The organism is Streptomyces sp. H39-S7 (assembly GCF_027158205.1).
In the GTDB taxonomy this organism is placed as follows: Bacteria; Actinomycetota; Actinomycetes; order Streptomycetales; family Streptomycetaceae; genus Actinacidiphila.
Genome location: NZ_JAPVLU010000026.1, coordinates 1 through 26,114 on the forward strand (window position 1 = coordinate 1; position 26,114 = coordinate 26,114).

Sequence of the window (26,114 nt, forward strand, 5' to 3'; positions counted from 1 at the left end):
TAAGCACGCCGCCAGCGTTCGTCCTGAGCCAGGATCAAACTCTCCGTGAATGTCTCCACGCAAGAGCGGCACCACCGGCCGGAATAAGGCCCGTGGTGCACAGCGTCCTCGCTGTGTAATTGCCTCCCACCAGTTCCTGTCCCGAAGGACCGGAGGGCAGAAGGACTTTGTTTCAAAGGAACCACCAAACGAAACCCGATTGGGTTCCGCCCGGGGTGTTTTAAGTCTGGCGTTGACTTTTGGCACGCTGTTGAGTTCTCAAGGAACGGACGCTTCCTTTGGTGCCGTCTCCGGCGCCCTCCGGGCTTCCCTTCGTGTTTCCGACTCTATCAGACGCTTTCGCGTCCGATTCCCAGTCAGCGGGATTCTTTCAGTTCCTGCTTTAGCGTTTCTGCCTTTCGGCTTTCCCGCTGCACCCGACTTTAGCAGAAGCTTTTCGTCGGATTTACCGGCCAATTCAAGTCTGCCCTGGAAACATACGTTTCCGCGGCACTCGTCGAGGCGGTTGTGCCAACTTACTGGAGCGGGGCACCCGGATGCAAATCGGTTGCCCCGCCCCGGTGACTGTGCATCAGGTCGGTGCTCAGACCTCGACGACGACCGGCAGGATCATCGGCCGGCGGCGGTAGGTGTCGGACACCCACTTGCCGATCGCACGGCGGATGAGCTGCTGCAACTGCCGTACCTCCACGACGCCGTCGGAGGCCGACCTGGCCATCGCTTCCTCGATCCGCGGGATGACCGCCGAGAACGCCTCGTCGTCGATCCCGGATCCCCGGGCGTGGATGTACGGCCCGCCCACGAGCTTGCCGGTGTTGCTGTCCATGACCACGGTCACGGAGACGATGCCCTCTTCGCCGAGGATGCGGCGGTCCTTGAGGGACGACTCGGTGACATCGCCGACCGACAGGCCGTCGACGTACACATAGCCGGCCTGCACCTTGCCCGCGATCTTGGCGACGCCGTCGATGAGGTCGACGACCACGCCGTCCTCCGCGATGACGCAGCGGCTCTTGGGGATACCGGTGAGCTGTCCCAGCTCGGCGTTGGCGCGCAGGTGGCGCCATTCGCCGTGGACCGGCATCAGGTTCTTCGGCTTGCAGATGTTGTAGAAGTACAACAGCTCGCCGGCCGAGGCGTGGCCCGAGACGTGGACCTTGGCGTTGCCCTTGTGGACGACGTTGGCACCCCAGCGGGTCAGACCGTTGATGACGCGGTAGATCGCGGTCTCGTTGCCCGGGATGAGCGACGAGGCCAGGACGACGGTGTCGCCCTCGACGATCCGGATCTGGTGGTCGCGGTTGGCCATCCGGGACAGTGCGGCCATCGGCTCGCCCTGCGAGCCGGTGCAGACCAGGACGACCTTGTTGTCCGGCAGGTCGTCGAGCTGCTTGACGTCCACGATCAGGCCCTGCGGCACCTTGAGGTAGCCGAGGTCACGGGCGATGCCCATGTTGCGGACCATGGAGCGGCCCACGAAGGCGACCTTGCGGCCGCGCTGCTGCGCGCAGTCCAGCACCTGCTGGATGCGGTGGATGTGGCTGGCGAAGCTCGCCAGGATGATCCGCTTCTCCGCCTTGGCGAAGACCTGCTCCAGCGCCTGGGAGATGTCGCGCTCCGGCGGGATGAAGCCGGGGACCTCCGCGTTGGTGGAGTCGGAGAGCAGCAGGTCGATGCCCTCGTCCGCCAGCCGCGCGAAGGCGTGCAGGTCGGTCAGCCGGCCGTCGAGCGGCAGCTGGTCCATCTTGAAGTCGCCGGTGTGCACGACCATGCCCGCGGGGGTGCGGATCGCGACCGCGAGCGCGTCCGGGATGGAGTGGTTGACCGCGATGAACTCGCAGTCGAAGGGGCCGATGCGCTCGCGCTGGCCCTCGGCCACTTCGAGGATGTACGGCCGGATGCGGTGTTCCTGGAGCTTCGCCTCGATGAACGCGAGCGTCAGCTTCGAGCCGATGAGCGGGATGTCGTCCCGCTCACGGAGCAGGAACGGCACGGCGCCGATGTGGTCCTCGTGGCCGTGGGTCAGCACGATGCCGACGATGTCGTCCAGGCGGTCCCGAATCGATGAGAAGTCCGGCAGGATCAGGTCGATGCCGGGCTGCTCGTCCTCGGGGAAGAGCACGCCGCAGTCGACGATCAGCAGTTTCCCGTTGAACTCGAAGACCGTCATGTTGCGGCCGATTTCACCGAGGCCGCCGAGCGGTGTGATGCGCAGGCCGCCTTCGGGCAGCGCGCGGGGCAGGCCGAGCTCGGGGTGCGGGTGGCTCAAAGTTTCTCCTCACCACGCGCGCCGGGGTCCGGTGGATCGCCGGCGCGCGTGACATTTCGTTGTGCTGTCGGTTTGCGTTGTGCGTGTTCGTGGTGCTTATGCGTGCGTATTCAGTTGTGAAGTCTGTGGTGACGAAGTGTGCGAACCGCGAGCCCGGGGCTGCGGAAGTCTGTGACTACAGGTCTACCCCGCCGGCGGCGAGATCCTGCTTCAGCTGCTCCGTCTCGCTCGCGGACAGTTCCACGAGAGGCAGTCGCAGCGGTCCCGCGGGCAGTCCCAGCAGTTCAAGGGCGGCCTTGGTGGTCATGACGCCCTGCGTCCTGAACATTCCCGTGAAGATGGGGAGCAGACGCTGGTGGATCTCGGCGGCCTTGGCGATGTCCCCGGCCAGGTGGGCCTGGAGCAGGGCGCGCAGCTCCGGGGAGACCACGTGGCCGACGACGGAGACGAAGCCGACCGCGCCGATGGAGAGCAGGGGCAGGTTGAGCATGTCGTCGCCGGAGTACCAGGCGAGTCCGCTGCGGGCGATGGCCCAGCTCGCCGCGCCGAGGTCGCCCTTGGCGTCCTTGTTGGCGACGATGCGGGGGTGTTCGGCCAACCGGACGAGGGTCTCGGTGTCGATCGGGACGCCGCTGCGGCCGGGGATGTCGTAGAGCATCACCGGCAGGCCGGTGGCATCGGCGATGACCGTGAAGTTCTGGTACAGCCCCTCCTGCGAGGGCTTGCTGTAGTACGGCGTCACGGTGAGCAGGCCGTGCGCACCGGCCTGCTCGGCCTGGCGCGCCAGCTCGACACTGTGCCGGGTGTCGTTGGTCCCGACTCCGGCGATGACGAAGGCGCGGTCCCCCACGGCTTCCAGGACAGCCCGTACGAGCTGCCCTTTCTCCACGTTGCTGGTGGTCGGCGACTCGCCGGTGGTGCCGTTGACGACCAGGCCGTCATTGCCTGCGTCGACCAGGTGGGCGGCCAGTCGCTGCGCGCCGTCGAGGTCGAGCGCGCCGTCCGCGGTGAACGGCGTGACCATTGCGGTCAGGACCCGCCCGAAGGGGGTCGTCGGTGTGGAGGTCGGAGCCATGGGTCCAACGCTACTCGTTGTATGTCGGCGCGTGTCGCCTCGGGACCTGCGGAAAGGACTCCGGCGGTGCCTGCTCGGGGGTTCAAGCACTGCCGGAGTCCGTTTCCGCAGCCTAGATGAACTTCGCGAATGCCTGCAATCGGGACACTTCGGACAATCGGCTGTGACAAGCGCTACGGAGCGATGCGCCCGTTGCCGTTGAAGGCCGCGTGGGTCAGCGGCATGAGCTTCGCCCACTCGGCTTCCATCTTCTCGCCGACCATCTCGATCTCCCGCTGCGGGAACGACGGAACGGCCGCCAGCTCGTGCTGGGTACGGAGTCCGAGGAAGTGCATGAGAGAGCGCGCGTTGCAAGTCGCGTACATCGAGGAGAACAGACCCACCGGGAGGACCGCACGGGCCACCTCACGGGCGATGCCGGCGGCCAGCATCTCCTGGTACGCGTCGTACGCCTGGCGGTACGAGGCCTCCATGGCCTCGGTCGTCGCCCGGTGCTGGGCGTCCGTGCCGTCCACGAACTCGTACTTGCCCGGACGGCCCTGCTGGACGAGCTTGCGCTCCTGCGCGGGAACGTAGAACACCGGCTGGAGCTCGCGGTAGCGGCCGGACTCCTCGTTGTACGACCAGCCCACGCGGTGCCGCATGAACTCGCGGAAGACGAAGATCGGGGCGCTGATGAAGAACGTCATCGAATTGTGCTCAAAAGGGCTGCCGTGCCGGTCGCGCATCAGATAGTTGATCAGGCCCTTGGAGCGCTCGGGGTCCTTCGCCAGCTCTTCGAGGGACTGCTCTCCCGCGGTGGACACGCGCGCCGCCCACAGCACGTCCGAGTCCGCGGCACTGTGCTTCACCAGGTCGACGGTTACCTCACCGCGGAACTGGACGGCGGTCTCGGTGGAGGTATCGCTCACCGTGGGTCCTATCTGTCGTCTCAAGGGGCGCGTCCAGCCTAGACGCTGGCGCCGACAGCCCTGCTCACCGCCACAAACCCCACCCCGCCCGCCGAATGGCGGACAAGCGTTGCTAGATTGGGAGACTTGCAGTAATTCGGACAGATTTTCTGACAGTGGAGTGGGTCGCATGTTCCGCCGGGGAGAGCCCGTGCCGTTCGCCTTCATAGCCGAGGCGGAGAATTTCCAGAGCAACGTCGCTCCCCCGCCCCGAACCCGTCCGAGCCGGCTCCGCATCGCGGGACGCGCGCTGGGGACCGTACTGGTGCTCGCCGGACTGGTCGCCGCCGCGCTGCTCGGCGCCCCCGCACTCGATCCGCACCAGCAGGGCTCCGTCGGCTCGCAACACGAAAAGGCCGCCAGAACGCCCTGAGCTGGTCACCACGTCGGTCGGCCGATAACCTCACCGGTCAGAGCCCCACCTCTGCCGGTAAAGGACCACGCGCGTGCCCCTGCCCTTCCTCGCCTCCGACGGCGTCCACGACCAGCACGAGGCGTCCGCCGCGCTGGCGCACACCCCGCAGGACCGGTGGATGCGCCCGTACCGCCCCGGCCCGTGGCGGGTCGCGACCGCCGCGCTGCTGCTGGTGCTCTCCTCGTACGTGCTCTTCGCCGCGATGATCATCGCGGCCACCGGCGCGCTGCCCGGCGCGGGGCTCTGCCTGGGCGGAGGCTTTCTGGTGATCCTCTGCGCGCTGCGCCTGCTGCGCATGGGTTTCTGGGTCAGCGGGCGCGGGCTGCGGCAGGCGGGCCTCTTCTACACGATCACCGTGCCGTGGGACGGCGTCGGCAGCGTGCGCACCGTGCAGCAGCCGGTGAAGGTGCTGGGGCTGCCGCGTACCGTCCAGGGTCAGGCGCTGGTCGTCACCCGCCGGAACGGCCAGGCGCTGCGGCCGCTGATGACGGACCACAACGCCGACTTCCTCGGGCGCGTCGAGGCCTTCGACATGGCGGCCGACGCCATAGAGGGCTGGGCCACCGAACTGCGCTGACCCGCGCTCCGGACCGTCCGGCGAACCGTTTCGGCTGTGTCAGCCCGTGCGGACCGGCTTGCCGTCGCGCAGCGCGATGGCGCGCTGCATGGCCTTGCGGGCCCGCGGGGTGTCGCGGGCGTCGAAGTAGGCGATGGCGAGCCGGAACCAGCTGCGCCAGTCGTCGGGCGAGGCTTCCGTCTCGGCCTGGCGCTTCGCGAAGACCGCGTCGGCCGAGTCGCGGTCGATACGGCCGCCGGGCGTGCGGACGAGCTCGTCCACGGGCAGGCCGCCCTCGGCGTCCAGCTCCCGCGAGAGCCGGTTCGCGTGCCGGGCGAACTGGGTGGTCTGCCACAGGAACCAGGCTCCGATGAACGGCAGGACGAGGACGGCGATGCCGAAGGGCACGGTGATCCACGTGCCCTCCTGCAGGAGCAGCACTCCCCGGCTGCCGACCAGGACGAAGTAGCAGACCAGGGCCCCGGCCAGGAGGAAGTAGGTCACTTTGGCGCGCACGGCGATCAGTCCAGGTCCAGGAAGTGCTCCAGCCCGAAGGTCAGACCCGGGGTTCCGGTGACCTTCCGGGCGGCGAGCAGGATGCCCGGCATGAAGCTGCTGTGGTGCAGCGAGTCGTGCCGGATGGTGAGGGTCTCCCCCGTGTCGCCGAACAGGACCTCCTGGTGCGCGAGCAGGCCGCGCAGCCGCACGGAGTGCACCGGCACCCCGTCGACGTCCGCGCCGCGCGCGCCGTCCAGGCCGTGGCTGGTCGGGTCCTGCTGGCGGGGCATCCCCGCCGCGTCCCGGGCGGCCGCGATCAGCTGGGCGGTCCGGGTGGCGGTGCCACTGGGGGCGTCCGCCTTCCGGTTGTGGTGCAGCTCGATGACCTCGACGGTCTCGAAGTAGCGGGCGGCCTGCTGCGCGAAGCGCATCGTCAGGACCGCGCCGATCGAGAAGTTCGGGGCGATGAGCACTCCGGTGGCCGGGGAGTCCGCCAGCCAACCGTTGAGCGACGTCAGCCGCTCCTCGGTCCAGCCGGTGGTCCCCACGACGCCGTGGATGCCGTTGCGGACGCAGAACTCCAGGTTCGCCATCACGGCGTCCGGGTGCGTCAGCTCGACGGCGACCTGCGCGCCGGCGTCGGTCAGCGCCGTCAGCGGGTCGTTCCTGCCGAGCGCGGCGACCAGTTCCAGGTCGTCGGCGGCCTCGACGGCCCGCACGGCCTCGGCGCCGATCCGGCCGGTTGCGCCGATGACGGCCACACGGAGCTTGCTCATGCTGATCCGTTCCTCCGGTTGTGCGCCGCGGTCGCGTGGTGCGACCGCGGCACGGGTGCGACCCGTCGCGTGGGGGCTACGCGACCGATTCGTGCAGACGCGCGGCCTGCTTGTCCTTCAGCGGGCCGATGACGGCCAGCGACGGACGCTGTCCCAGTACATCGCGGGCGACCGCGCGTACGTCGTCCGGGGTGACGGCGGCGATGCGCTCCAGCATCGTGTCCACCGACATCTGCTCGCCCCAGCACAGCTCGCTCTTGCCGAGACGGTTCATCAGCGCCCCGGTGTCCTCCAGGCCCAGCACCGTCGAGCCGGACAGCTGGCCGATGGCGCGCTGCAGCTCCTCGTCGGTGAGACCGTGCTCGGAGACGTTGTTGAGCTCGTCCCGGCAGATCTTGAGCACCTCGGGGACCCGGCGCGGCTGGCAGCCCGCGTAGACGCCGAACAGGCCGCAGTCCGCGAACGACGAGGTGTACGAGTACACCGAGTACGCCAGGCCGCGCTTCTCGCGGACCTCCTGGAACAGCCGCGAGCTCATGCCGCCGCCCAGCGCCGTGTTGAGCACGCCGAGCGCCCAGCGGCGCTCGTCGGTACGGGCCAGGCCGGGCATGCCGAGCACCACGTGCGCCTGCTCGGTCCTGCGGTCCAGCAGCTCGACGCGGCCGGCGGTGCGCAGCGTGCGGGCGCCGGAGCGCGGGTCCATCGGAACGGCGTCGGTGTCGCGCAGGGCGCCGGCGTTCTCGAACGCCTTGCGGACCTGGCGGACGACCGTCGCGTGGTCCACGTTCCCGGCCGCGGCGACGACGAGGTGCGTCGGGTCGTAGTGCCGCTTGTAGAAGCGGGCGACCTGGTCGCGGGTGAGGGCGTTGATGGTCTCGACGGTGCCGAGGACCGGGCGGCCCAGCGGGGAGTCGCCGAGCATCGCCGTGGTGAACAGGTCGTGGACCTGGTCGCCCGGATCGTCCTCGGTCATCGCGATCTCCTCGAGGACGACGCCGCGCTCGGCGTCGATGTCCTCCTGGCGGATCAGCGAGCCGGTGAGCATGTCGCACACGACGTCGATGGCGAGCGGCAGGTCGTTGTCGAGGACGCGTGCGTAGTAGCACGTGTACTCCTTGGCGGTGAACGCGTTCATCTCGCCGCCGACCGCGTCGATCACCGAGGAGATGTCGAGTGCGCTACGCCGCTTCGTGCCCTTGAAGAGCAGGTGCTCCAGGTAGTGGGTGGCGCCGTTCAGCGCCGGGGTCTCGTCGCGGGAGCCGACGTTGACCCATATGCCGAAGGTCGCGGAGCGCACCGTGGGCAGGGTCTCGGTGACGACGCGCAGGCCGCCGGGGAGCACGGTCCTGCGCACGGTGCCGATGCCGTCGGTGCCGGGAATCAGGGTCTGTGTGCGGACGGCCCGCCCCTTGGTGGAGGGGCGGGCCGTCACGACAGTGGTGCGAGAGGTCACGAGCCGGACTCGTCCTCGGGGTCGCCCGCTTCTTCACCCTCGATGACCGGGATCAGCGAGAGCTTGCCACGGGCGTCGATCTCGGCGATCTCGACCTGGACCTTGGAGCCCACGGCGAGTACGTCCTCGACGTTCTCGACGCGCTTGCCGCCGGCGAGCTTGCGGATCTGCGAGATGTGCAGCAGACCGTCCTTGCCCGGCATGAGCGAGACGAAGGCACCGAAGGTGGTGGTCTTCACGACGGTGCCGAGGTAGCGCTCGCCGACCTCGGGCATCGTCGGGTTGGCGATCTGGTTGATCACCGCGCGCGCGGCCTCGGCCTGGGAGCCTTCGGTCGCGCCGATGAGGACCGTACCGTCATCTTCGATGGAGATGTCGGCGCCCGTGTCCTCCTGGATCTGGTTGATCATCTTGCCCTTGGGGCCGATGACCTCACCGATCTTGTCCACCGGGATCTTGATGCTGATGATCCGCGGTGCGTTCGGGGACATCTCGTCCGGAACGTCGATCGCCTCGTTCATCACATCGAGGATGTGGAGGCGGGCGTCGCGGGCCTGCTTCAGCGCGGCGGCCAGGACCGAGGCGGGGATGCCGTCGAGCTTGGTGTCGAGCTGCAGCGCGGTGACGAAGGTCTTCGTGCCGGCGACCTTGAAGTCCATGTCGCCGAACGCGTCCTCCGCACCGAGGATGTCGGTGAGGGCGACGTAGTGCGTCTTGCCGTCGATCTCCTCGGAGATCAGACCCATGGCGATACCGGCGACGGGGGCCTTGAGCGGCACACCGGCGTTCAGCAGCGACATGGTCGAGGCGCAGACCGAGCCCATGGACGTCGAGCCGTTGGAGCTCAGCGCCTCGGAGACCTGGCGGATCGCGTACGGGAAGTCCTCGCGGGACGGCAGCACGGGCAGGATCGCCCGCTCGGCCAGCGCGCCGTGACCGATCTCCCGGCGCTTCGGCGAACCGACGCGGCCCGTCTCACCGACGGAGTACGGCGGGAAGTTGTAGTTGTGCATGTAGCGCTTGCGCGTCTCGGGCGCCAGCGTGTCCATCTGCTGCTCCATGCGGAGCATGTTCAGCGTGGTGACACCCAGGATCTGGGTCTCGCCGCGCTCGAACAGGGCGGAACCGTGGACGCGCGGGATGGCCTCGACCTCGGCGGCCAGCGTACGGATGTCCGTCACGCCACGGCCGTCGATGCGGACCTTGTCCTTGATGACGCGCTCGCGGACCAGCTTCTTGGTCAGCGAGCGGTACGCGGCGGAGATCTCCTTCTCGCGGCCTTCGAACTTCGGGAGAAGCTTCTCGGCGGCGATGGCCTTGACGCGGTCCAGCTCGGCCTCGCGGGCCTGCTTGCCGGGGATCGTCAGGGCCTGGGCGAGCTCACCGGTGACGGCCTCGGACAGGGCGGCGAAGACGTCGTCCTGGTAGTCGAGGTAGCGCGGGAACTCGGCGGTCGGCTTCGCGGCCTTGGCCGCCAGCTCGGACTGCGCCTTGCACAGGGCCTTGATGAAGGGCTTGGAGGCTTCGAGGCCGGCGGCCACGATCTCCTCGGTCGGCGCCTCGGCGCCACCCTCGACGAGCGCGATCGTGCGGACGGTGGCCTCGGCCTCGACCATCATGATCGCGACGTCGCCGTCCTCCAGGGCGCGGCCGGCCACGACCATGTCGAAGACGGCGTCCTCGAGCTGGCTGTGACGCGGGAACGCCACCCACTGGCCCTTGATCAGTGCGACGCGGACGCCGCCGATCGGGCCGGAGAAGGGGAGACCGGCGAGCTGCGTCGAGGCGGAGGCGGCGTTGATCGCGACCACGTCGTACAGGTCATCGGGGTTGAGCGCCATGATCGTGCAGACGACCTGGATCTCGTTGCGCAGGCCCTTGGCGAAGGACGGGCGCAGCGGGCGGTCGATCAGGCGACAGGTGAGGATCGCGTCCTCGGAGGGGCGCCCTTCGCGGCGGAAGAACGAACCGGGGATCCGGCCGGCCGCGTACATGCGCTCCTCGACGTCCACCGTGAGGGGGAAGAAGTCGAGGTTCTCCTTGGGGTGCTTCGAAGCACTGGTGGCCGACAGCACCATGGTGTCATCGTCCAGGTAGGCCACGGCGGAGCCGGCGGCCTGACGGGCCAGACGGCCCGTCTCGAAGCGGATGGTGCGGGTGCCGAAGGAACCGTTGTCGATAACGGCCTCGGCGTAGTGGGTCTCGTTCTCCACTATGGGAATTCTCCTCATTCATGTCCCAGGGCGTATCCCGGGGACCTTCGGTGAGGGGAGCGTCCCGCCAGGGGCCGGTCTTCGATCGAAGCCTTCGGGGAGTCCTGCTGCCCGGAGGCCACTACCGAGGACCGGCGTTCGTGGCTCATTAGGAGGACGCTCCTCCTCAGTGTGTTACAGCGTGCTCACACCAGACTACAAAGAATCGCCGGTTGAGTACGCAAAGGGAGCGGCTCCCGGGTGGGAACCGCTCCCCCGTCAACGTGTTACTTGGCGCCGGCCGCACCGCGGCGGATGCCGAGGCGCTCGACCAGGGCGCGGAAGCGCGTGATGTCCTTCTTGGCCAGGTACTGCAGCAGACGGCGGCGCTGGCCGACGAGGAGCAGCAGGCCACGACGGGAGTGGTGGTCGTGCTTGTGCAGCTTGAGGTGCTCGGTGAGGTCCGAGATACGGCGCGAGAGCATCGCGACCTGCACCTCGGGGGAGCCCGTGTCGCCCTCCTTGGCACCGAACTCGGCGATGATCTGCTTCTTCGTCGCGGCGTCGAGCGGCATACGAACTCCTCAGGTGTTGGTTTGCCTCCGAGTGCCCCTGGACTGGAATCACAGGCGATCTTGGATAACTCTGGAGGCGAGGACGCGGGTTCTTACACACACATCCGTCAGCCAGGATACCAGCCGCGCGGGCACCGCTTTGCCGCGCTCCCCGGGGAGCTGCCCGGGGCGCCGGGTGGAGGGGGCCGCGGGTGCCCGCCGGAGGGGCGGGCCTGCCGTGGAACTGCCGCCGATGATTAGGGTGTCCCTTAGAGCGGCAGGAGCAGAAGAGGGCGGACAGCCCGAGTGGGGCAAGTAAAGGCTACTGCGGCACACCCGGGGGAGGGGATCGACGATGCAGCACGCCGGATCACCCGGCCGCGCCCGTCGCGGAGACCGTCGCGCGATCGCCGACCGGTTCCGTTCGCCAGCAGGCCTTCAGCGCTCCACCGACCGTCCGTCCCTGCCGTTCGGATGCGTTTCAGAGATATACCAGGAGGCATTGTGAGCAGCGAGCGGGACGAGAACCGCGTGGGCGGGGCCGCCCCTGTCGAGGAGAGGGGCGACGCCGACTACACCGGCGAGTTCACCTTCGACTACACGCCGCCTGCCTGGTACATGCAGAACGCCGGTGCGGACGACAGCGGTGACGGCGATGGGGATGACGTCGACGGGGGCGACTCGGGGGCGGGTAGCGGTTCCGGCGACGCGTCCGCTCCCTCCGTGGCGGAGGAGCCCGAGCGCGCGCCCGAGCCCCCGGTGGCGGCGGCGGAGCCGCCCGCTCCGCTGCCCGTGAGCCCGGTCGCGCCGCCGGCGGCCCCTGCGGCCGCGAGCGAGCCGACCTGGTCCGCGACCTCGGTGCCGTTCGTCCCGGCTCCCGCTCCCGAACCTGCCCGCGCTCCTGTCCCGGAGCCGGCTCCGGCTGCCGCCGCGGAACCGGTTCGCGCCGAGGCCGTCGCACCCGCTGTTCCGGCGTTTCCGACGCTGAAGCCGAGCGTCGGCGACGAGCGTCCGGCGGACGCCCCCGTGACCGAGCCCGAGCGGGACGACGACGAGCTGCCGGGCGCGGTCCGGAGCGAGTCGACGGTGCGGATCGCGCCCGGATCGCTGCGCCAGCGGCCCGGAGCGGACAAGCCCGAAGGCGCGTCGACGCCCGCGGAGCCGGAGGCGACTCCGGAACCGGATCCGGAGCAGGACGCCCCTCCGCCGTCCTCCGGTCCCGTCTGGGTGCCCACGGCGCCGCCGGCGCCGGTCGCGGCGTGGTCCCCCGCTCCCCCGCAGAGCGCGGTCCCGCCGCTGCCGCCGCAGTTCCAGGCCGCGGACACCCCCGCGAGGCCGCCGCTCCCCGACGACCGGGCCACCCCGCCCACGGGCGCGCCCTGGCCCGCTCCCGCGCCCGGCGCGGACTACACGTTCGCTCCCCCGGCGCCGCCCGAGGCCGTCGAGCCGGCCACCCCGCCGACCCCTGCGGGATCCGGCACGCCGAACCTCCCGGCCCCGCGCGCGGCAGCGCCTCTTCAGCAGCAGGACGGCTACGACTCCCCGCGCCCCGCCGACGCGCCCCCGGCTCCCGCACCCGTAGACCACCCGGAGCAGAACACGCCCCCGCCGGCAGCCCAGCAGCCCCCGCTGGCACAGGGGTCCTACGGCTTCCCGCGCCCCGCCTCCGACACACCGGAGCCGGCAGCACCACGACCGCCGCTCGCACAGGACGGCTACGGCTTCCCCCGGCCGGTCATCGACGCGCCGGAAACCCCCACTCCCCCGCCGGCAGCACAGCAGCCGCCGCTCGCACAGGACGGCTACGGCTTCCCGCCTCCCGGCGCCGACGCGCCGGCGCCGGCTCCCGCGCCGCAGGGCGGGTACGGGTTCCCGCAGCCGGGGCAGGCCGGGCAGCCGCCGCTGGCGCCTGCGCCGGAGGACCGGACGCCGCCGCCCGCGCCCTGGCCCAACCCCGCGCCGGCTCCGCAGCCCCAGTACGGCTTCCCGCCGGCCGCGGCGCAGCCGCAGCTCCCGCCGGCGCAGCAGCCGCCGCAGGGCGGGTACGCATACCCGGCTCCCGCTGATGTTCCGCCGTCGCCGCAGACCCCCGAGGACCGCGCTCCCGCACCCTCGGCGGCACCGTGGCCGAGTCCCAACCCGCCTGCCCCGCAGCCCGGCTACGGGTTCCCGCAGGGCGGCCAGTCGGCGCAGCCCCAGCAGCCGCAGCAGCCGCAGCCGGGCACGTTCGCGCCGCTGCCGCAGCCCGCTCCGGAGGACCGCGGTGCTCCGCCCACCGGCGCACCCTGGCCCAACCCCGCGCTGCCCCCGGCCGCCCCGGCCCCGGCTCCGCAGCAGGGGTACGGGTTCCCGCAGGGCGGGGCTCCGCAGCCGCCCGTCGCGCCGGGGCCTGAGGCGCCCGCTCCCCAGCCGCAGGCCGGCTACGGCTTCCCGCCGCCCGCGGCGCCGCTGCCGCCGGAGGCCAACCCCGGTGCGGCGTTGCAGCCGCTGCCGCCGCACGGCGGATACGGTTTCCCGCCGCAGGGACAGCAGCCGCAAGCCCAGCCGCAGGCTCAACCGCAACCCCAGCCCCAGCAGTACGCGCAGCCCCAGCCGCAGGCGCAGCCCCACCCGGCTCCCGCCGAGGGGCCGGCCGCCGATCCGCGTACCGGCGGCTGGCCGACGGTGACGCCGGACCAGCGCCAGCGTTCGGTGCAGGGCGCGCCGCTCGGTTACACCGCGGCCGTCGAGCTGTCGTCGGACCGGCTGCTGAAGAACCAGCCGAAGCCGAAGCGGCCCGGCGCCAACGCGACGCCGTCGCGCTTCAAGCTGGGCGGCAAGAAGGAGGAGGCGGAGCGGCAGCGGAAGCTGGAGCTGATCCGTACTCCGGTGCTGTCCTGCTACCGGATCGCGGTGATCAGCCTCAAGGGCGGCGTCGGCAAGACCACGACGACCACCGCACTGGGCTCGACGCTGGCGACCGAGCGCCAGGACAAGATCCTCGCGATCGACGCCAACCCGGACGCCGGTACGCTCGGCCGCCGGGTCCGCCGGGAGACCGGTGCGACCATCCGCGACCTCGTGCAGGCGATCCCGTACCTCAACAGCTACATGGACATCCGCCGGTTCACCTCGCAGGCGTCCTCCGGGCTGGAGATCATCGCCAACGACGTGGACCCGGCCGTGTCGACCGCGTTCAACGACGAGGACTACCGCCGGGTCCTCGACGTGCTGGGCAAGCAGTACCCGATCATCCTCACCGACTCGGGCACCGGTCTGCTCTACAGCGCGATGCGCGGCGTGCTCGACCTGGCCGACCAGCTGATCATCGTGTCCACGCCGTCCGTCGACGGCGCGAGCAGTGCGAGCACCACGCTGGACTGGCTGTCGGCGCACGGCTACGCCGAACTGGTGCAGCGCAGCATCACGGTCATCTCGGGAGTCCGCGAGACCGGCAAGATGATCAAGGTGGACGACATCGTCGCCCACTTCCAGACGCGCTGCCGCGGGGTGATGGTCGTCCCGTTCGACGAGCACCTGGCCGCGGGCGCGGAGGTCGACCTCGACATGATGCGTCCGAAGACCCGGGAGGCGTACTTCAACCTCTCGGCCATGGTCGCCGAGGACTTCGTCCGCGCGCAGCAGGCACAGGGGCTGTGGACCGCCGACGGGAACCCGCCGCCGCACCTGCCACCGCCGGTCCCCGGTCAGCAGCAGGGCCCGCCGCCGGGTCAGCAGCAGTACCAGCAGCAGGCACCGCAGCAAGGTCAGCCGCAGTACCAGCAGCCGCAGCCGCCCCAGCCCGGGTTCCACGGCCACGCGCCCCAGGGTCCTGGCCAGCCGCACCCACAGGCACCGCAGCCGCCGCAGCAGTACCAGCCGCAGGCGCCGCAGCCGTACCAGCCGCAGCCGCAGCAGGGCTGGCCGCAGCAGCCTCCGCAGCAGGCCCCGCCGGAGCAGCCGCCGGGCTACGGCTACCCGCCGCCGCCTCCGCCCCAGCAGTAGCCGAAGCCGAAGCAGTAGCCGAGGCAGTCGAGGGCCCCGCCGCACCCGCGGCGGGGCCCTCTTCGCGCGGTGGCGCGGAGCCTCGGGGTACATCACCGGGTGTACTCCCGTTCCACCCCGGGATGCAGCCGCGCGGCCGAGAGTTCCGCCTGGGGACCGTCGTGCCCGCCCTGGTCGGCGGCCTAGCGTGAGGGCGTATCGAATACCCCGATCGCTGCCGGCCACAAGGACCTTCCGATGATCGAAGCCCACGCACTCACCAAGCGCTACGGCGAGCGCACCGCCGTCGAGGAGCTCAGCTTCACCGTGCGGCCGGGGATCGTCACCGGTTTCCTCGGGCCCAACGGCGCCGGGAAGTCCACCACGATGCGGATGATCCTGGGTCTGGACGCGCCCTCCGGGGGCCGGGTCACGGTGAACGGACGGCACTACGCCGACCACCGGGCCCCGCTGCACGAGGTCGGCGCGATGCTGGAAGCCCGGGCGATCCACACCGGGCGCTCGGCGTACCACCATCTCCTCGCCCTCGCCGTCACCACGGGCATCCCGCGCGGCCGGGTCGACGAGGTGATCGACATCGTGGGCCTGCGCGAGGTCGCGAGGAAGCGCGCGGGCGGCTTCTCGCTCGGCATGGGGCAGCGCCTCGGCATCGCGAGCGCGCTGCTCGGCGACCCCGCGACGCTCGTCCTGGACGAGCCGGTCAACGGCCTGGATCCGGAGGGCATCCTGTGGATCCGCAACCTTCTGCGGAGCCTGGCCGCCGAAGGCCGTACGGTCCTGGTCTCCTCGCACCTGATGTCCGAGATGGCGCTCACCGCCGAGCACCTGATCGTGATCGGCCGCGGCCGGCTGATCGCCGACACCTCCGTGGAGGAGTTCGTCCGCGGCGCGGCGGGCACCTCGGTGCGGGTGCGGAGCGACGACGCGGACCGGCTGCGGAGGCTGCTGGCGGGTCCCGAGGTGACCGTGGAGTCGGAGGCGGCGGGCGTGCTGGAGGTGATCGGTCTGAGCAGCGACCGCATCGGCAGGATCGCCGCCGACCACGGCATCGCGCTCGGGGAACTGACCCCGCAGCAGCCCTCGTTGGAGCAGGCGTTCATGGAACTCACCCGGGACGCCGTGGAGTACCAGGCACCCGCCCCCGCCACGCAATTCTCCGCCCGCGAAGGAAGTGCGGCATGACCACCCTCCTCGACCGGACACCCACCGCGAGCGCCCCCGCCGGTCGCGGCCACGTGACCCAGCTCCGGGTGGTGCACTCCGAGTGGATCAAGCTGCGCACCCTGCGGTCCACGCTCATCACGCTGACCGCCGCCGTGGTCGCGATGATCGGCCTCGGACTGCTCTTCTGCGCGGTCAGCGCGAACCGTTGGCCCCATATGGACCGGGGTGAGCAGCTCAGGTTCAGCGCGGCCGGAGTGAGCGTACGGGGCTTCCTGCTCGCGCAGCTCGCCGTCGCGGTCCTCGGCGTCCTCGTGGTCACCGGCGAGTACGCGACCGGCATGATCCGCGCGACGTTCGCCGCCGTGCCACGACGACTTCCGGTGCTGTGGGCGAAGGCCGCCGTGTACACGGCGGTGACGTTCGTCGCGATGACGACGGCGTCGCTCATCGCGTTCCTGGCCGGCCAGGCGATCCTGTCGTCCCAGCACATCGGTACGACGCTCGGCGCGCCCGGCGCCGCCCGCATGGTCTTCGGCGCCGGCCTGTACCTCACCGTCGTGGGCCTGCTGAGCGTGGCCATCGGCACCCTCGTCCGCAGTACCGCGGGCGGCATCGCCACCGTCTTCGGGCTGCTCATGGTGCTGCCGCTGCTCGCCGACTCGCTGCCGTCCACCTGGTCCGTCAGCGAGTACCTGCCGGGCAACGCGGGGCAGGCCCTGCTCGTGGCCCACCCGGAGCCGCATATCTTGGCCCCATGGACCGGGTTCGCAGTCTTCTGCCTCTACACGGCCGTCGCCCTGGCAGCGGCGGCGGCAGCACTCAGGCGCCGGGACGCGTGAGACCGTGACGCGGCTCCGGCGGACGGTGCGCGCCTGGGGCACCGCCCTCGGGCGGGTCCGGCTGCTGGTGCGGGCGAAACTGCCGCCGGTCGCCGTCGACGCGGCGCTCACCGCGGCGCTGCTGCTCGCGACGGCCGGCCTGTCCCACCGTGACCTGGCCCGCTCGCCCTCCCTCATGGTCTTCCAATGGCTGCTGCTGCTCCCGCTGGTGTGGCGGCGGCGGGCCCCGCTGGCCGTCTTCGGTGTCCTGGCGGCGGTCGCGTTCCTCCAGTGGCTGGCCGGTGCCCCGCTCCCCGCCGATGTCGCGCTGCTCATCGCGCTGTACACCGTGGCCGCGCACTCCACCCGGCGCAGGACGCTGCTGGCCTTCGCCGTACTCGAACTCGGCACGCTGCTGGCCGCGTTGACCTGGGCGACGCACGGACGCACCACCCAGTCGTTCATCGCGCTGTCGGCGATGGTGATCGCCGCCGCGGTGATCGGGGTCAACATGCGCACCCGGCGCGCCTACCTCGCCGCGCTGGAGGACCGGGCGGGACGGCTGGAGCGGGAGCGCGACCAGCGGGCGCAGCTCGCGGTGGCCGGTGAACGGGCCAGGATCGCCCGGGAGATGCACGACATCGTCACCCACAACCTGTCCGTGATGGTCGCGCTCGCCGACGGCGCGGTCTTCGCGCAGGAGCGGCATCCGGAGAAGGCGGCCGCCGCGATGCGGCAGGTCTCCGGGACCGGCCGGCAGGCCATCACCGACATGCGCCGCTTCCTCGGCGTGCTGCGTGCCGACGAACCCGACGCGCTGCGCCATCCCATGCCGGGCATCGCCCAGTTGGAACCGCTCGCGGAGCAGGTGCGCGCCGCCGGGCTGCCGACCCGCCTCAGCGTCGCAGGGGACCCGGCCGTGGCCAACGCGGCCGCCCAGCTCACCGTCTACCGACTGGTACAGGAAGCCTTGACCAATACCCTCAAGCACGCCCCGGCCGGCACCCGTGCCGACGTCCGGGTGCGCTGCTCCCCCGTTTCCGTCCGCGTGGACGTCACCGACGACGGCCCCGCCACGACCACGCCGACGCCCCCGTCCGGGCACGGGATCGCCGGGATGCGCGAACGGGCGGCCGCGTACGGCGGGCAGCTCGACGCGGGCCCGCGGCCGGAGGGCGGGTGGCGGGTATCGGCCGTGCTCACCCTGATCCCGGACCAGGACGAGGACGCGCCCCAGGACGGCGACGCGCCTCACCACGCGGACGCGCAGCGGGCCGGGGGCGGTGCCCTGTGACGATCCGGGTGCTTCTCGTCGACGACGAACCGCTGCTGCGGATGGCCTTCACGATGGTCCTCGACGCCCAGCCCGACATGGAGCCGGTCGGCGAGGCCGCCGACGGCGCCGAGGCCGTCCGCCTGACGCTCGCGCTGCGGCCCGACGTGGTGCTGATGGACGTCCGGATGCCCGGCACGGACGGGATCGAGGCCACCGGCCGGATCGTCGAGTCCTGCCCGGAGACCCGGGTACTGATCCTGACCACGTTCGACCTGGACGAATACGCCTTCGCCGGGCTGCGGGCGGGCGCGTCCGGCTTCCTGCTCAAGAACGCGCTGCCCGAGGAACTGCTCGCCGCGATCCGGTCGGTGGCCGCGGGCGACGCCGTCGTCGCGCCCCGGATCACCCGCCGCCTGCTGGAGAACTTCGCCCACCAGCTCCCGGCCGGGAGCAGCGCGGCGGACGGCGACGAGCGGCTCGGCCGGCTCACCGCGCGGGAGCGCGAGGTGCTGGTCGAGGTCGGCCGCGGGCTGTCCAACACGGAGATCGCCGCGGGGCTGCACCTCGCCGAGGCGACCGTGAAGACCCACCTGAGCCGGATCCTGGTGAAGCTCGGGCTGCGCGACCGCGTGCAGGCCGTGGTCTTCGCCTACGAGACGCGGCTGATCCGGCCGTCCTGAGGCCGCGGCCCGGTCAGGAGGTGGGCGTCGTCGCGTCCTCGATCAGTTCGCGGGACTGCTTCACGTCCTCGGCCATCCGGACGAGCAGCGCGTCGATCGACGCGAACTTCTCCATGCCACGCAGGTACGCGAGGAAGTCGACGGCCACGTGCAGCCCGTACAGGTCCAGCCCGACGCGGTCGATCGCGTACGCCTCGACCGTGCGGGCGGTACCGTCGAAGGTCGGGTTCGTACCGACGGAGATGGCGGCGGGCATCGCCTCGCCGTCCACGTGCAGCCAGCCGGCGTACACGCCGTCCGCGGGGATCGCGGTGTGCGGCAGCGTCTCCACGTTCGCCGTCGGGAAGCCCAGCTCACGGCCGCGCTGCGCGCCCCGGACGACGACGCCCTCGACGCGGTGCGGACGGCCCAGGATCTCCATGGCGCCCGCGACGTCGCCCTCGCCGACCAGCCGGCGCGTCATCGTCGACGAGAACGGCTCGCCGCCGCCCGCGGAACCGCGCACGTACAGGTCCACGACATCGACCTCGTAGTCGTACTTCAGGCCCATCGCGGAGAGGAACTCGACGTCACCGGCGGCCTTGTGCCCGAACCGGAAGTTCGGGCCCTCGACGACGAGCTTCGCGTGCAGCGCGTCGACGAGCACCGTCCGCACGAAATCGCCGGGCGACAGCTTCGAGAACTCGGCGGTGAAGGGGAGGATGAGCAGCGCGTCGACGCCCAGCCCCTCCATCAGCTCGGCACGGCGGTGGTGCGCGGACAGCAGCGGCGGGTGGCTGCCCGGCCGCACGACCTCGCTGGGGTGCGGATCGAACGTGACGACCACCGATCGGACGCCCAGCTCACGGGCGCGGTCGACGGCCTGCCCGATGATCAGCTGATGCCCCCTGTGCACACCGTCGTAGGAGCCGATGGTGACGACGCTGCGTCCCCAGTCCCCGGGAACGTCCTCCAAGCCCCGCCAGCGCTGCACCTTGACGCTCCGCTTCCTCGTCGTACCGAATAGCTGTGTATGCCTGTACGGGTCCAAGCCTGCCATGTCCCCGTGCCCGGCTCAGCCACCGGCCCCGCCGCCGCGCCCGCGGCACGGGCTCCGACCGGCGGCTACGAGGTGGACGGCACAGCGAGTTGCTCGCAGCGGCGGCGGGCGCTGGGGCCGATCACGGCGTCCCAGGCGCCGTCGGAGTCCAGCCAGCCGCGGACCAGCCGGGCGAAGCACGGCGAGGCGGCGGCGAGCTGCACCAGGCGCCGGTCGAAGTGCGCGGCGCCTTCCGGGGTGCGCCCGAGGACCAGGCCGAGCCGGTGCACGAGGTCGCGGGTGAGCAGCGGCGGACGGCGGGCGCAGCCGTCGGCGGCGGCGCCGAGCAGCGCGTCCAGCACGTCGGGGTCCCGTTCGTGTTCCAGCGCCACGTCGAGCAGTTCCTGGCGCATCGGCCGGGAGATGTGGCTGCCGGGTGCGGCGAGTACCGGGGCCAGCGCGCGCCGCACCTCCGGAGGGTGTTCCCGCAACACCTCCACGACCAGCGGAAACAGCACGGCGCGGGCCGACCCGCCCTGCTCGAGGCGCAGGTCGAGGAAGGCGGCCGCGTGGACGGCGCCCTCCGGCCGGTGCCGCAGGTGGTCCCGTACGAGTCCGGCCGCGCGGCGGGCCAGCGCGGGGGTGCTCACCCCCGCCAGTTCGCGCAGCACCTCGGCGGCGCCCGCTCCCGGCTCCCGCAGCCGTGCCTGGAACGCGGCGAGCACCGGTTCGGGATGCGAGGCGAGCGCGGCGGCGAGGGCGCCCGCCGGAAGCTGCGGGTCGCCCGCGGCGAAGTGGGCGAGCGCGGCCGGCAGATGACGTGAGCGGGTCGCCGGGTCCCGGACGAGGAGCGCCAGAGCCGCTCCGTGCAGCGTGCAGTCCGCGGTGCGGGCGAGCATCGCGAGCGCCGCGTAGCGCAGCAGTTCCCGGTCGGCGTCGGATCGTACGTACGGCGCGGCGCGCAGCCCGTACGCGGCGGCGGCGACGTGCCGGGCGGGCCGTTCGTCGTGCGCCCAGCGGTCGACGGCGCGGCAGACCGCCGACGGTTCGTCCTCGGCGAGGGCCGCCAGCAGCTCGTCGGCCCCGGGGTGCGCGGCCTCGACCAGCGCCTCGGTCAGATCGTCCACGGCGCGCTGCCGGTGGGTGTGCAGCAGCGCCTGGACGGCGGCGGCCACGGTCGGGCGCGGGCCCTTCAGCGCCTCGTCCGTCTGCAGCGGCCGGTCGTCGCCGAACCAGCCGCAGATGACGGGCAGTACGGAGCGCGGCGCGGCGCAGAGCAGGTCCCCGACGGTCGTCAGGAACCGCTCGGCGGGCCCGGAGGGATTCGGGTGCTGCTGCGGGGTCTGGGGCTGCGGCGGTCCGTCGGCGGGCAGGAGCAGGCGCAGCAGGTCGAGCCGTTCGTCGAGCGGCAGTGCCAGCCGCCGCCAGAACCACGGGCCGAAGTCCCCCAGCCCGCCGAGCCCTTGCGGACCGAACCCGCCGCGCTCGATCGACCGCACGGCGATCCGTTCCGCCAGCAGCCGCAGCACGCCCCGGTACTGGCTGCTGTCCGGCACCCGCAGCAGGACCTCGCCCAGCAGATGCGCCGCCCACCACAAGGCGTCCGCCCGCCGGGCCGCCTCCGGCGCGGGTACGGGCGCCGGCACGGCCGGCGGGTTCGGTGGCTTCGGCGGGCGGGGGTCCCCGGCCCCTCCTTCAGGGGCCGCCTCCGTCGCGACCGGGTTCCGGGGCGGCGGCACCGTCGCCCGTCCGGCAACGGGCCGCCGGTTCGGCACCGTGTCGGCATCGAGGTGGGCGTCAGCATCGGCATCGAGGTCGGCGTCGGCATCGGCCGGCGCGGTGGCGCCGCCATCGAAGGCGCGGTCCATGAGGCGGTCCGTCAGAGACGGTCCCGGGGGCGTCGCGTCCGCCGACGTCCGGGGCGAGGCCGGAGACGGTGCGCAAGCGGCGGGGTGGAGCGGCCCGGCTGCTTCCTCCGCCGGGGAGTGGGGCGGCGCGGGAGGGGCGGAACGGCGTGACTCCACGGTCCCCTCCGCCGGGGCCCACGACGGTGTGCCGGCCGCGGAACGCTGCGGTTCGGCAGCCTCCTGTGCCGGGGACCGCGGCGGTGACGGGTGCCCGTCCGGGTGGCGTGCGGGGGCGCGGGCCGCGCCCGCCTTCACCGCCTGCGCCGGAGGCGCCAGGCGGCTCGGCTCGGCGGCCTGCTGGTCGAGGGCGTGGACCAGCGTTTCGAGGTGCCGGGCGAGTTCGGTGGGGCCGGACTGGCGGGCGGTGTGCAGCAGCGACTGGATGACGGGACCGATGCGGTGCCGCGGCACCGGAAGCGCGTGCGGGGCGGCGGCGGGGCCGAGCGGAGGGGCGGGCGGGACGGTGTGCCCGGGGGCGTGTCCCGCGCGGGCTCCCGGACGTGAGGGCAGCCGGACGGGGGCCTCCGCCGCGCCCGCCGGGGCCGCGAACCACCGGTGGACGAGGGCGAACAGCGCCTCGTCCAGGTCCAGGTGCAGCCCCTGCAGCCAGTCGGCGAACTCCTCGTGGGCGAAGCGGTATCCGGATCCCGCCGGGACGACGAGGCCCTCGGTGAGGACCGCCGAGGCCCACCCCGTGCGCCAGGGGAAGAGGTCCTCGAAGGACTCGCGGTCCAGTTCGCCCTGTCCCGGCCCCAGACAGCGTCGCGCCGCCTCGTGCACCTGCCCGGCCACCCGCGCGGCCAGCCGCCGGACGGCGGTCCCCCGGGCGGGGCTGTCGGCGCCCGCCGTCAGCCGGACGGCGATCCGCAGGCATACCAGGTCCAGATAGGCGGAGAAGATCTCCGTGCGGTCGGGCACGGCGGTTCCCCCGCCGGGCGCGCCCGGCGCGTCGGGCTCCGGGAGGGCCGCGCGGATCTCCGCGAAGAGCCGCAGTGCCAGCGGATGGGCGGCGTCGGCCGCGGCCAGCGCTACCGGCGCGATGCGGTACCGGGCCCTCGCGCGGCCGGCCTGCCGCTCCGGGAGGTCACCGAGGCGGACGCAGGCCGGCAGCGCGCGGGCCGGGGCGCCGGGCGGCACGGCCGGCGCCTCCTCGGGCGCGTGGAGCATTCCGGCGGGGAACAGGGCGCCTGCCTGCTCCCAGTACTCGGGGCGGCAGGCCACGACGAGCCGGACGCCACCGGCCCGCAGCCAACTCGCGGTACCCGCCGTCCAGTCGGGCAGCGCGTGCGCCAGGACGGGCGGCATCTCCTCGGGGCCGTCGAGCAGGACGACCAGCGGGCGGCCCGCCGACCGGGCCAGGTCCGCGACGGCGTCCGGGGAGGCGACGGGCGCCTCGCCCCGGCCGTCGCCCGCCGCGGCCGAGACGATCCGCGCGGCCGTCCGCAGTGAGCGCTCCACCGCGTCCTTCAGCCCGCCGTCGCCCGGACGCAGTTCGGCGCCGCGCAGCCACACCGTCGGGGCGGGCTCAGCACCCCGGGCACGGCGGGCGGCCAGCGCCGCCAGTTCGGTGGTGCGCCCGCAGCCGGGGTCGGCGACCAGGCCCAGCACGAGCGGTCCGCGGTCCCCTCCCCCGTCGAGGAAGGCGCGCAGCTCGTCCTCCGTCTCCGGCCGGGCGACCGGCTCGCGCCATTCGCGCGGTACGGCCGCGGAACCGACCGAGGTGGCCGTCAGCTGCAGTGCGCCCGCGAGGTTCAGGTGCGGCCCGTAGGCGGGCACGGTGGCGGCGTTGCGGGCGAGCAGCTCCGCCAGCGGCCCCCACTCGGCCCGCAGCGGGACAGCGAAGCCTTCGGCCCGGTGCCCGGCGTGCAGCGCGGTGGCGATGACGGCCAGCACCGCGCCGGTCTCCGCGTCGATCACGGGGCTGCCGGACGCCTGCGGGTGGACCCGCAGCACCTCCGGTGCGCCGAGGGCGAGTTCGTAGACCTCGTCGAGGAGGTGGAACCGGTCGGTCGCGGTGTAGGTCACGGCGGCGCTGCCGACGACCACGGCGTCCGTCCACCCGCCGGCTCGCAGCCGCACCCGGCGTTCCGGGTGCGCGGGTCCGCTGACGGCGACCGGTAGCGGCCGGAGGTTGAGGCCTTCCGTCGCGACGAGCGCGAGCCCCAGTTCGGGCAGCGGCGTGATCGCGTCCGCGCCGACGAGGCAGACCTGGTCGCCGGGAGCGTGCAGCACCAGCCGGGCGAGGCCGTCGACTGCCTCATGACTCGTCAGGAGAGTGCCGCCGAGGTCCGCGAGGAACCCCGTTCCGCGCGGCCGTCCGGCCAGATCGCACACCCGCACCAACGCGTCGTCACCGTCGCAGGGCCGCACCCCCATTCGCGCACCTCTCCGCTGGTCAACCGCCTTCGACGGTATGCCCACGATGATCGTCCGCTACTGATCGCGCACCCAATGCGCCCCCGTACACCCCGTGGTTCACTCCGAGCGCCCGCCCATTGGGGTGAATTCAGGGTGCGGGGCGGATACGTATACGGGGAGGAGGGGGATTGTGGAGCGGCCGTTCGTGGGGGACGCGAACGCCCGCTCCACGATGACGGGAGCGGGCGTTCCGGGGAGTTCCGTCAGACGAGGACGGCGAGGATCTTCGTCTGGCCTTCGCGGTCCTCGACGAGGGCCAGGAAGCGGCCGTCGGGGTCGAAGGCCGCGTGGGTGCCGGGGCCCATGCCGCCGGACTTCAGGCGTACGCCGTTGACGAGCAGCCGGGCCTGGTCCGCGTCCACGTCCCAGCGGGGGAACGCCGCGGCGGCGGCCTCACCGATCGGCATGACCCGGAAGGCTTCCGCCCCGTCGGCCTGGTACGTCGCTTCGAGCTCGTCCACGGTGCGGGCGGCGCTCAGGTCGTACGGTCCCACCCGGGTGCGGCGCAGGGCGGTCAGGTGGCCGCCGGTGCCCAGACCCGCGCCGAGATCGCGGGCGAGCGCCCGGATGTAGGTGCCGGAGGTGCACTCGACAGTGACGTCCAGGTCCAGGACGGCGGTACCGTCCTCGGCCGTCGCGGTGCGGTGTTCGTGCAGCACGAACGAGGAGATGGTCACCGGGCGGGAGGCCAGCTCGAACTCCTCGCCCTCCCGGACCCTGGTGTACGACCGGACGCCGTTGACCTTGATGGCGCTGACCTTCGACGGCACCTGCATGATGTCGCCGGTCAGCTCGGCGATCCCGGCCAGGACGGCCGCCGGCTCCACGCCGGCCGCGCCGGCGCTCTCCGTGACCTCGCCCTCGGCGTCGTCCGTCACGGTGGTCTGGCCGAGCCGGATCGTCGCGACGTACTCCTTGCGGGTGAGCGCGAGGTGGCCGAGGAGGCGGGTGGCCTTCTCGACGCCGATGACGAGCACTCCGGTCGCCATCGGGTCGAGTGTGCCCGCGTGCCCGACGCGCCGGGTGCCCGCGAAACGGCGGATGCGGGCGACCACGGCGTGCGAGGTGAGCCCAGCCGGCTTGTCGACGATCACTAGGCCGTCCGGGCCCTGGCCTTTGCGCTTCATGCGGTCGCGGAGCCCTTTTCGTTGTTCTCGGGGGCCTTCGGCGCCTCGGCGTCGTCGGCTGCGGCCGCTTCGTCCTCGTCGTCATCGAGGTCGAGGTCATCCTCGTCCTCGACGGGCTTGCGGTACGGGTCCGCGTCGCCCGCGTACGAGGCGTCGGTGGCGGCCTTGCGCACCTGCTCGTCCGAGGCGCGCGCCCTGGCGAGCAGGTCGTCGATGGTCTTCGCGTTCTCCGGGAGGGCGTCCGCGACGAACGTCAGCGTCGGGGTGAAGCGCACGCCGAGCTGACGGCCGACCTCGGAGCGCAGGATGCCCTTGGCGCTCTCCAGTGCGGCGGCGGACGCCGCACGGTCCTCGTCGTCGCCGTAGACCGTGTAGAACACCGTCGCGTCCTGCAGGTCACCCGTGACCCGGGTGTCCGTGATCGTCACGTAACCGAGCCGCGGGTCCTTGATCCGCCGCTGCAGGGTTTCCGCGACCACGACCCGGATGCGGTCGGCCAGCTTGCGCGCCCGCGAGGTGTCGGTCACTTGTCCGTCTCCTTCTTCGTTACTGCTCTGGTCTTCCAGGCGCCGGCCGACCGCCGATCGGTCAGTCGTCGTCGCCGTGGATCCGCTGCCGTGCCGACAGCAGTTCCACCTCGGGCCGGGCGATCATCCATCGCTCGCACCGGTCGAGTACGTCCTTGATGTGCCCGAGATCCCCGGACACGACCGCGATGCCTATCTCGGCCCTGCGGTGAAGGTCCTGCTCGCCGGTCTCCGCCACACTGACCGCGAACTTGCGGTGCAGCTCGGCGATGATCGGGCGGACGACGGACCTCTTCTCCTTCAGCGAATGTACGTCGCCGAGGAGGAGGTCGAAGGACAGTGTTCCTGCATACATGGGCGACAGGGCTAGCCGCCCTGGGGGCCTCGTCGTGACGCCCCTGGTGACAGGCGCGATCCGTGATGTGAACGGTACACGCAACGGCCGGGGCCGATCGAC

The 26,114-nt window shown here is 72.1% G+C and carries 20 protein-coding genes; 7 read left to right on the plus strand and 13 right to left on the minus strand.

The window, feature by feature from the left end; translation table 11 throughout:
- Positions 1-583: 583 nt before the first annotated feature.
- The 3 genes from O3X23_RS24385 to thyX form a co-directional block, all read right to left on the minus strand.
- Positions 584-2,269, minus strand: coding sequence for a ribonuclease J (locus tag O3X23_RS24385; RefSeq protein ID WP_269273640.1), 1,686 nt, complete (start codon positions 2,267-2,269; stop codon positions 584-586).
- A gap of 175 nt (positions 2,270-2,444) precedes the next feature.
- Positions 2,445-3,344: a 4-hydroxy-tetrahydrodipicolinate synthase gene (dapA, locus tag O3X23_RS24390; protein WP_269273641.1), complete on the minus strand. Its 900-nt coding sequence runs from the start codon at positions 3,342-3,344 to the stop codon at positions 2,445-2,447.
- Between the two features lie 173 nt (positions 3,345-3,517).
- Positions 3,518-4,255 (minus strand): FAD-dependent thymidylate synthase, encoded by a 738-nt coding sequence (gene thyX, locus O3X23_RS24395; RefSeq protein ID WP_269273642.1) that lies wholly within the window; start codon positions 4,253-4,255, stop codon positions 3,518-3,520.
- 169 nt (positions 4,256-4,424) lie between these two features.
- Between thyX and O3X23_RS24400 the strand changes: the two genes are divergently transcribed.
- Both O3X23_RS24400 and O3X23_RS24405 read left to right on the plus strand, forming a co-directional pair.
- Positions 4,425-4,667, plus strand: a complete 243-nt coding sequence (locus O3X23_RS24400) for a hypothetical protein (RefSeq protein ID WP_269273643.1) — start codon at positions 4,425-4,427, stop codon at positions 4,665-4,667.
- 73 nt (positions 4,668-4,740) lie between these two features.
- Positions 4,741-5,286, plus strand: a complete 546-nt coding sequence (locus O3X23_RS24405) for a hypothetical protein (protein WP_443047953.1) — start codon at positions 4,741-4,743, stop codon at positions 5,284-5,286.
- A gap of 39 nt (positions 5,287-5,325) precedes the next feature.
- On the opposite strand, the gene O3X23_RS24410 is transcribed toward O3X23_RS24405, so the two are convergent.
- The 5 genes from O3X23_RS24410 to rpsO all read right to left on the minus strand — a co-directional run bounded on the left by O3X23_RS24410 (position 5,326) and on the right by rpsO (position 10,759).
- A complete protein-coding gene (locus O3X23_RS24410) occupies positions 5,326-5,781 on the minus strand; it encodes a tetratricopeptide repeat protein (protein ID WP_269273644.1) in 456 nt (151 codons plus the stop codon).
- A gap of 5 nt (positions 5,782-5,786) precedes the next feature.
- On the minus strand, positions 5,787-6,539 hold the full coding sequence (gene dapB / locus O3X23_RS24415; RefSeq protein ID WP_269273645.1) for a 4-hydroxy-tetrahydrodipicolinate reductase: 753 nt from the start codon (positions 6,537-6,539) through the stop codon (positions 5,787-5,789).
- Between the two features lie 76 nt (positions 6,540-6,615).
- Entirely contained in the window at positions 6,616-7,992 is a 1,377-nt protein-coding gene (locus O3X23_RS24420) for a M16 family metallopeptidase (RefSeq protein ID WP_269273646.1), read from the minus strand.
- Positions 7,989-10,205, minus strand: a complete 2,217-nt coding sequence (locus tag O3X23_RS24425) for a polyribonucleotide nucleotidyltransferase (RefSeq protein WP_269273647.1) — start codon at positions 10,203-10,205, stop codon at positions 7,989-7,991. The genes O3X23_RS24420 and O3X23_RS24425 overlap by 4 nt, the downstream gene beginning before the upstream one ends.
- Positions 10,206-10,471: 266 nt before the next feature.
- The gene (gene rpsO, locus O3X23_RS24430) at positions 10,472-10,759 is read right to left on the minus strand and encodes a 30S ribosomal protein S15 (RefSeq protein ID WP_138357422.1); all 288 of its coding nucleotides are present in this window, start codon (positions 10,757-10,759) and stop codon (positions 10,472-10,474) included.
- 483 nt (positions 10,760-11,242) lie between these two features.
- Here rpsO and O3X23_RS24435 point away from each other — a divergent pair, with 483 nt between their 5' ends.
- The 5 genes from O3X23_RS24435 (at position 11,243) to O3X23_RS24455 (ending at position 18,660) form a co-directional block, all read left to right on the plus strand.
- Entirely contained in the window at positions 11,243-14,722 is a 3,480-nt protein-coding gene (locus O3X23_RS24435; protein WP_269273648.1) for an SCO5717 family growth-regulating ATPase, read from the plus strand.
- A gap of 237 nt (positions 14,723-14,959) precedes the next feature.
- Positions 14,960-15,904 carry an ATP-binding cassette domain-containing protein gene (locus O3X23_RS24440; protein WP_269273649.1) on the plus strand — a complete coding sequence of 315 codons (945 nt, stop codon included), beginning with the start codon at positions 14,960-14,962 and terminating at the stop codon, positions 15,902-15,904.
- A complete protein-coding gene (locus tag O3X23_RS24445) occupies positions 15,901-16,725 on the plus strand; it encodes an ABC transporter permease (RefSeq protein ID WP_269273650.1) in 825 nt (274 codons plus the stop codon). Before O3X23_RS24440 ends, O3X23_RS24445 begins: the two co-directional genes overlap by 4 nt.
- Before the next feature lie 4 nt (positions 16,726-16,729).
- The gene (locus O3X23_RS24450; RefSeq protein WP_269273651.1) at positions 16,730-17,998 is read left to right on the plus strand and encodes a sensor histidine kinase; all 1,269 of its coding nucleotides are present in this window, start codon (positions 16,730-16,732) and stop codon (positions 17,996-17,998) included.
- Complete coding sequence (locus O3X23_RS24455) at positions 17,995-18,660, plus strand: response regulator (RefSeq protein WP_269273652.1); 666 nt, start codon at positions 17,995-17,997, stop codon at positions 18,658-18,660. Before O3X23_RS24450 ends, O3X23_RS24455 begins: the two co-directional genes overlap by 4 nt.
- Before the next feature lie 13 nt (positions 18,661-18,673).
- On the opposite strand, the gene O3X23_RS24460 is transcribed toward O3X23_RS24455, so the two are convergent.
- From O3X23_RS24460 to O3X23_RS24480, 5 genes are all read right to left on the minus strand, one after another.
- A complete protein-coding gene (locus O3X23_RS24460) occupies positions 18,674-19,633 on the minus strand; it encodes a bifunctional riboflavin kinase/FAD synthetase (protein ID WP_269273653.1) in 960 nt (319 codons plus the stop codon).
- A 131-nt stretch (positions 19,634-19,764) separates the two neighbouring features.
- Complete coding sequence (locus O3X23_RS24465; RefSeq protein WP_269273654.1) at positions 19,765-23,961, minus strand: serine protease; 4,197 nt, start codon at positions 23,959-23,961, stop codon at positions 19,765-19,767.
- Between the two features lie 245 nt (positions 23,962-24,206).
- On the minus strand, positions 24,207-25,130 hold the full coding sequence (truB, locus tag O3X23_RS24470) for a tRNA pseudouridine(55) synthase TruB (RefSeq protein ID WP_269273655.1): 924 nt from the start codon (positions 25,128-25,130) through the stop codon (positions 24,207-24,209).
- A complete protein-coding gene (gene rbfA, locus O3X23_RS24475; RefSeq protein ID WP_269273656.1) occupies positions 25,127-25,657 on the minus strand; it encodes a 30S ribosome-binding factor RbfA in 531 nt (176 codons plus the stop codon). The genes truB and rbfA overlap by 4 nt, the downstream gene beginning before the upstream one ends.
- Positions 25,658-25,718: 61 nt before the next feature.
- Positions 25,719-26,012, minus strand: coding sequence for a DUF503 domain-containing protein (locus tag O3X23_RS24480; protein WP_138356689.1), 294 nt, complete (start codon positions 26,010-26,012; stop codon positions 25,719-25,721).
- Positions 26,013-26,114 lie beyond the last annotated feature (102 nt).

What these genes read in the sequence shown, in the direction of transcription:
- O3X23_RS24440 (WP_269273649.1), top strand. Translation starts at nt 14,960, where the DNA reads ATGATCGAAGCCCACGCACTCACCAAGCGCTACGGCGAGCGCACCGCC.
- O3X23_RS24480 (WP_138356689.1), bottom strand. Translation starts at nt 26,012, where the DNA reads ATGTATGCAGGAACACTGTCCTTCGACCTCCTCCTCGGCGACGTACAT.
- dapA (WP_269273641.1), bottom strand. Translation starts at nt 3,344, where the DNA reads ATGGCTCCGACCTCCACACCGACGACCCCCTTCGGGCGGGTCCTGACC.
- O3X23_RS24445 (WP_269273650.1), top strand. Translation starts at nt 15,901, where the DNA reads ATGACCACCCTCCTCGACCGGACACCCACCGCGAGCGCCCCCGCCGGT.
- truB (WP_269273655.1), bottom strand. Translation starts at nt 25,130, where the DNA reads ATGAAGCGCAAAGGCCAGGGCCCGGACGGCCTAGTGATCGTCGACAAG.
- O3X23_RS24465 (WP_269273654.1), bottom strand. Translation starts at nt 23,961, where the DNA reads ATGGGGGTGCGGCCCTGCGACGGTGACGACGCGTTGGTGCGGGTGTGC.
- dapB (WP_269273645.1), bottom strand. Translation starts at nt 6,539, where the DNA reads ATGAGCAAGCTCCGTGTGGCCGTCATCGGCGCAACCGGCCGGATCGGC.
- O3X23_RS24400 (WP_269273643.1), top strand. Translation starts at nt 4,425, where the DNA reads ATGTTCCGCCGGGGAGAGCCCGTGCCGTTCGCCTTCATAGCCGAGGCG.
- rpsO (WP_138357422.1), bottom strand. Translation starts at nt 10,759, where the DNA reads ATGCCGCTCGACGCCGCGACGAAGAAGCAGATCATCGCCGAGTTCGGT.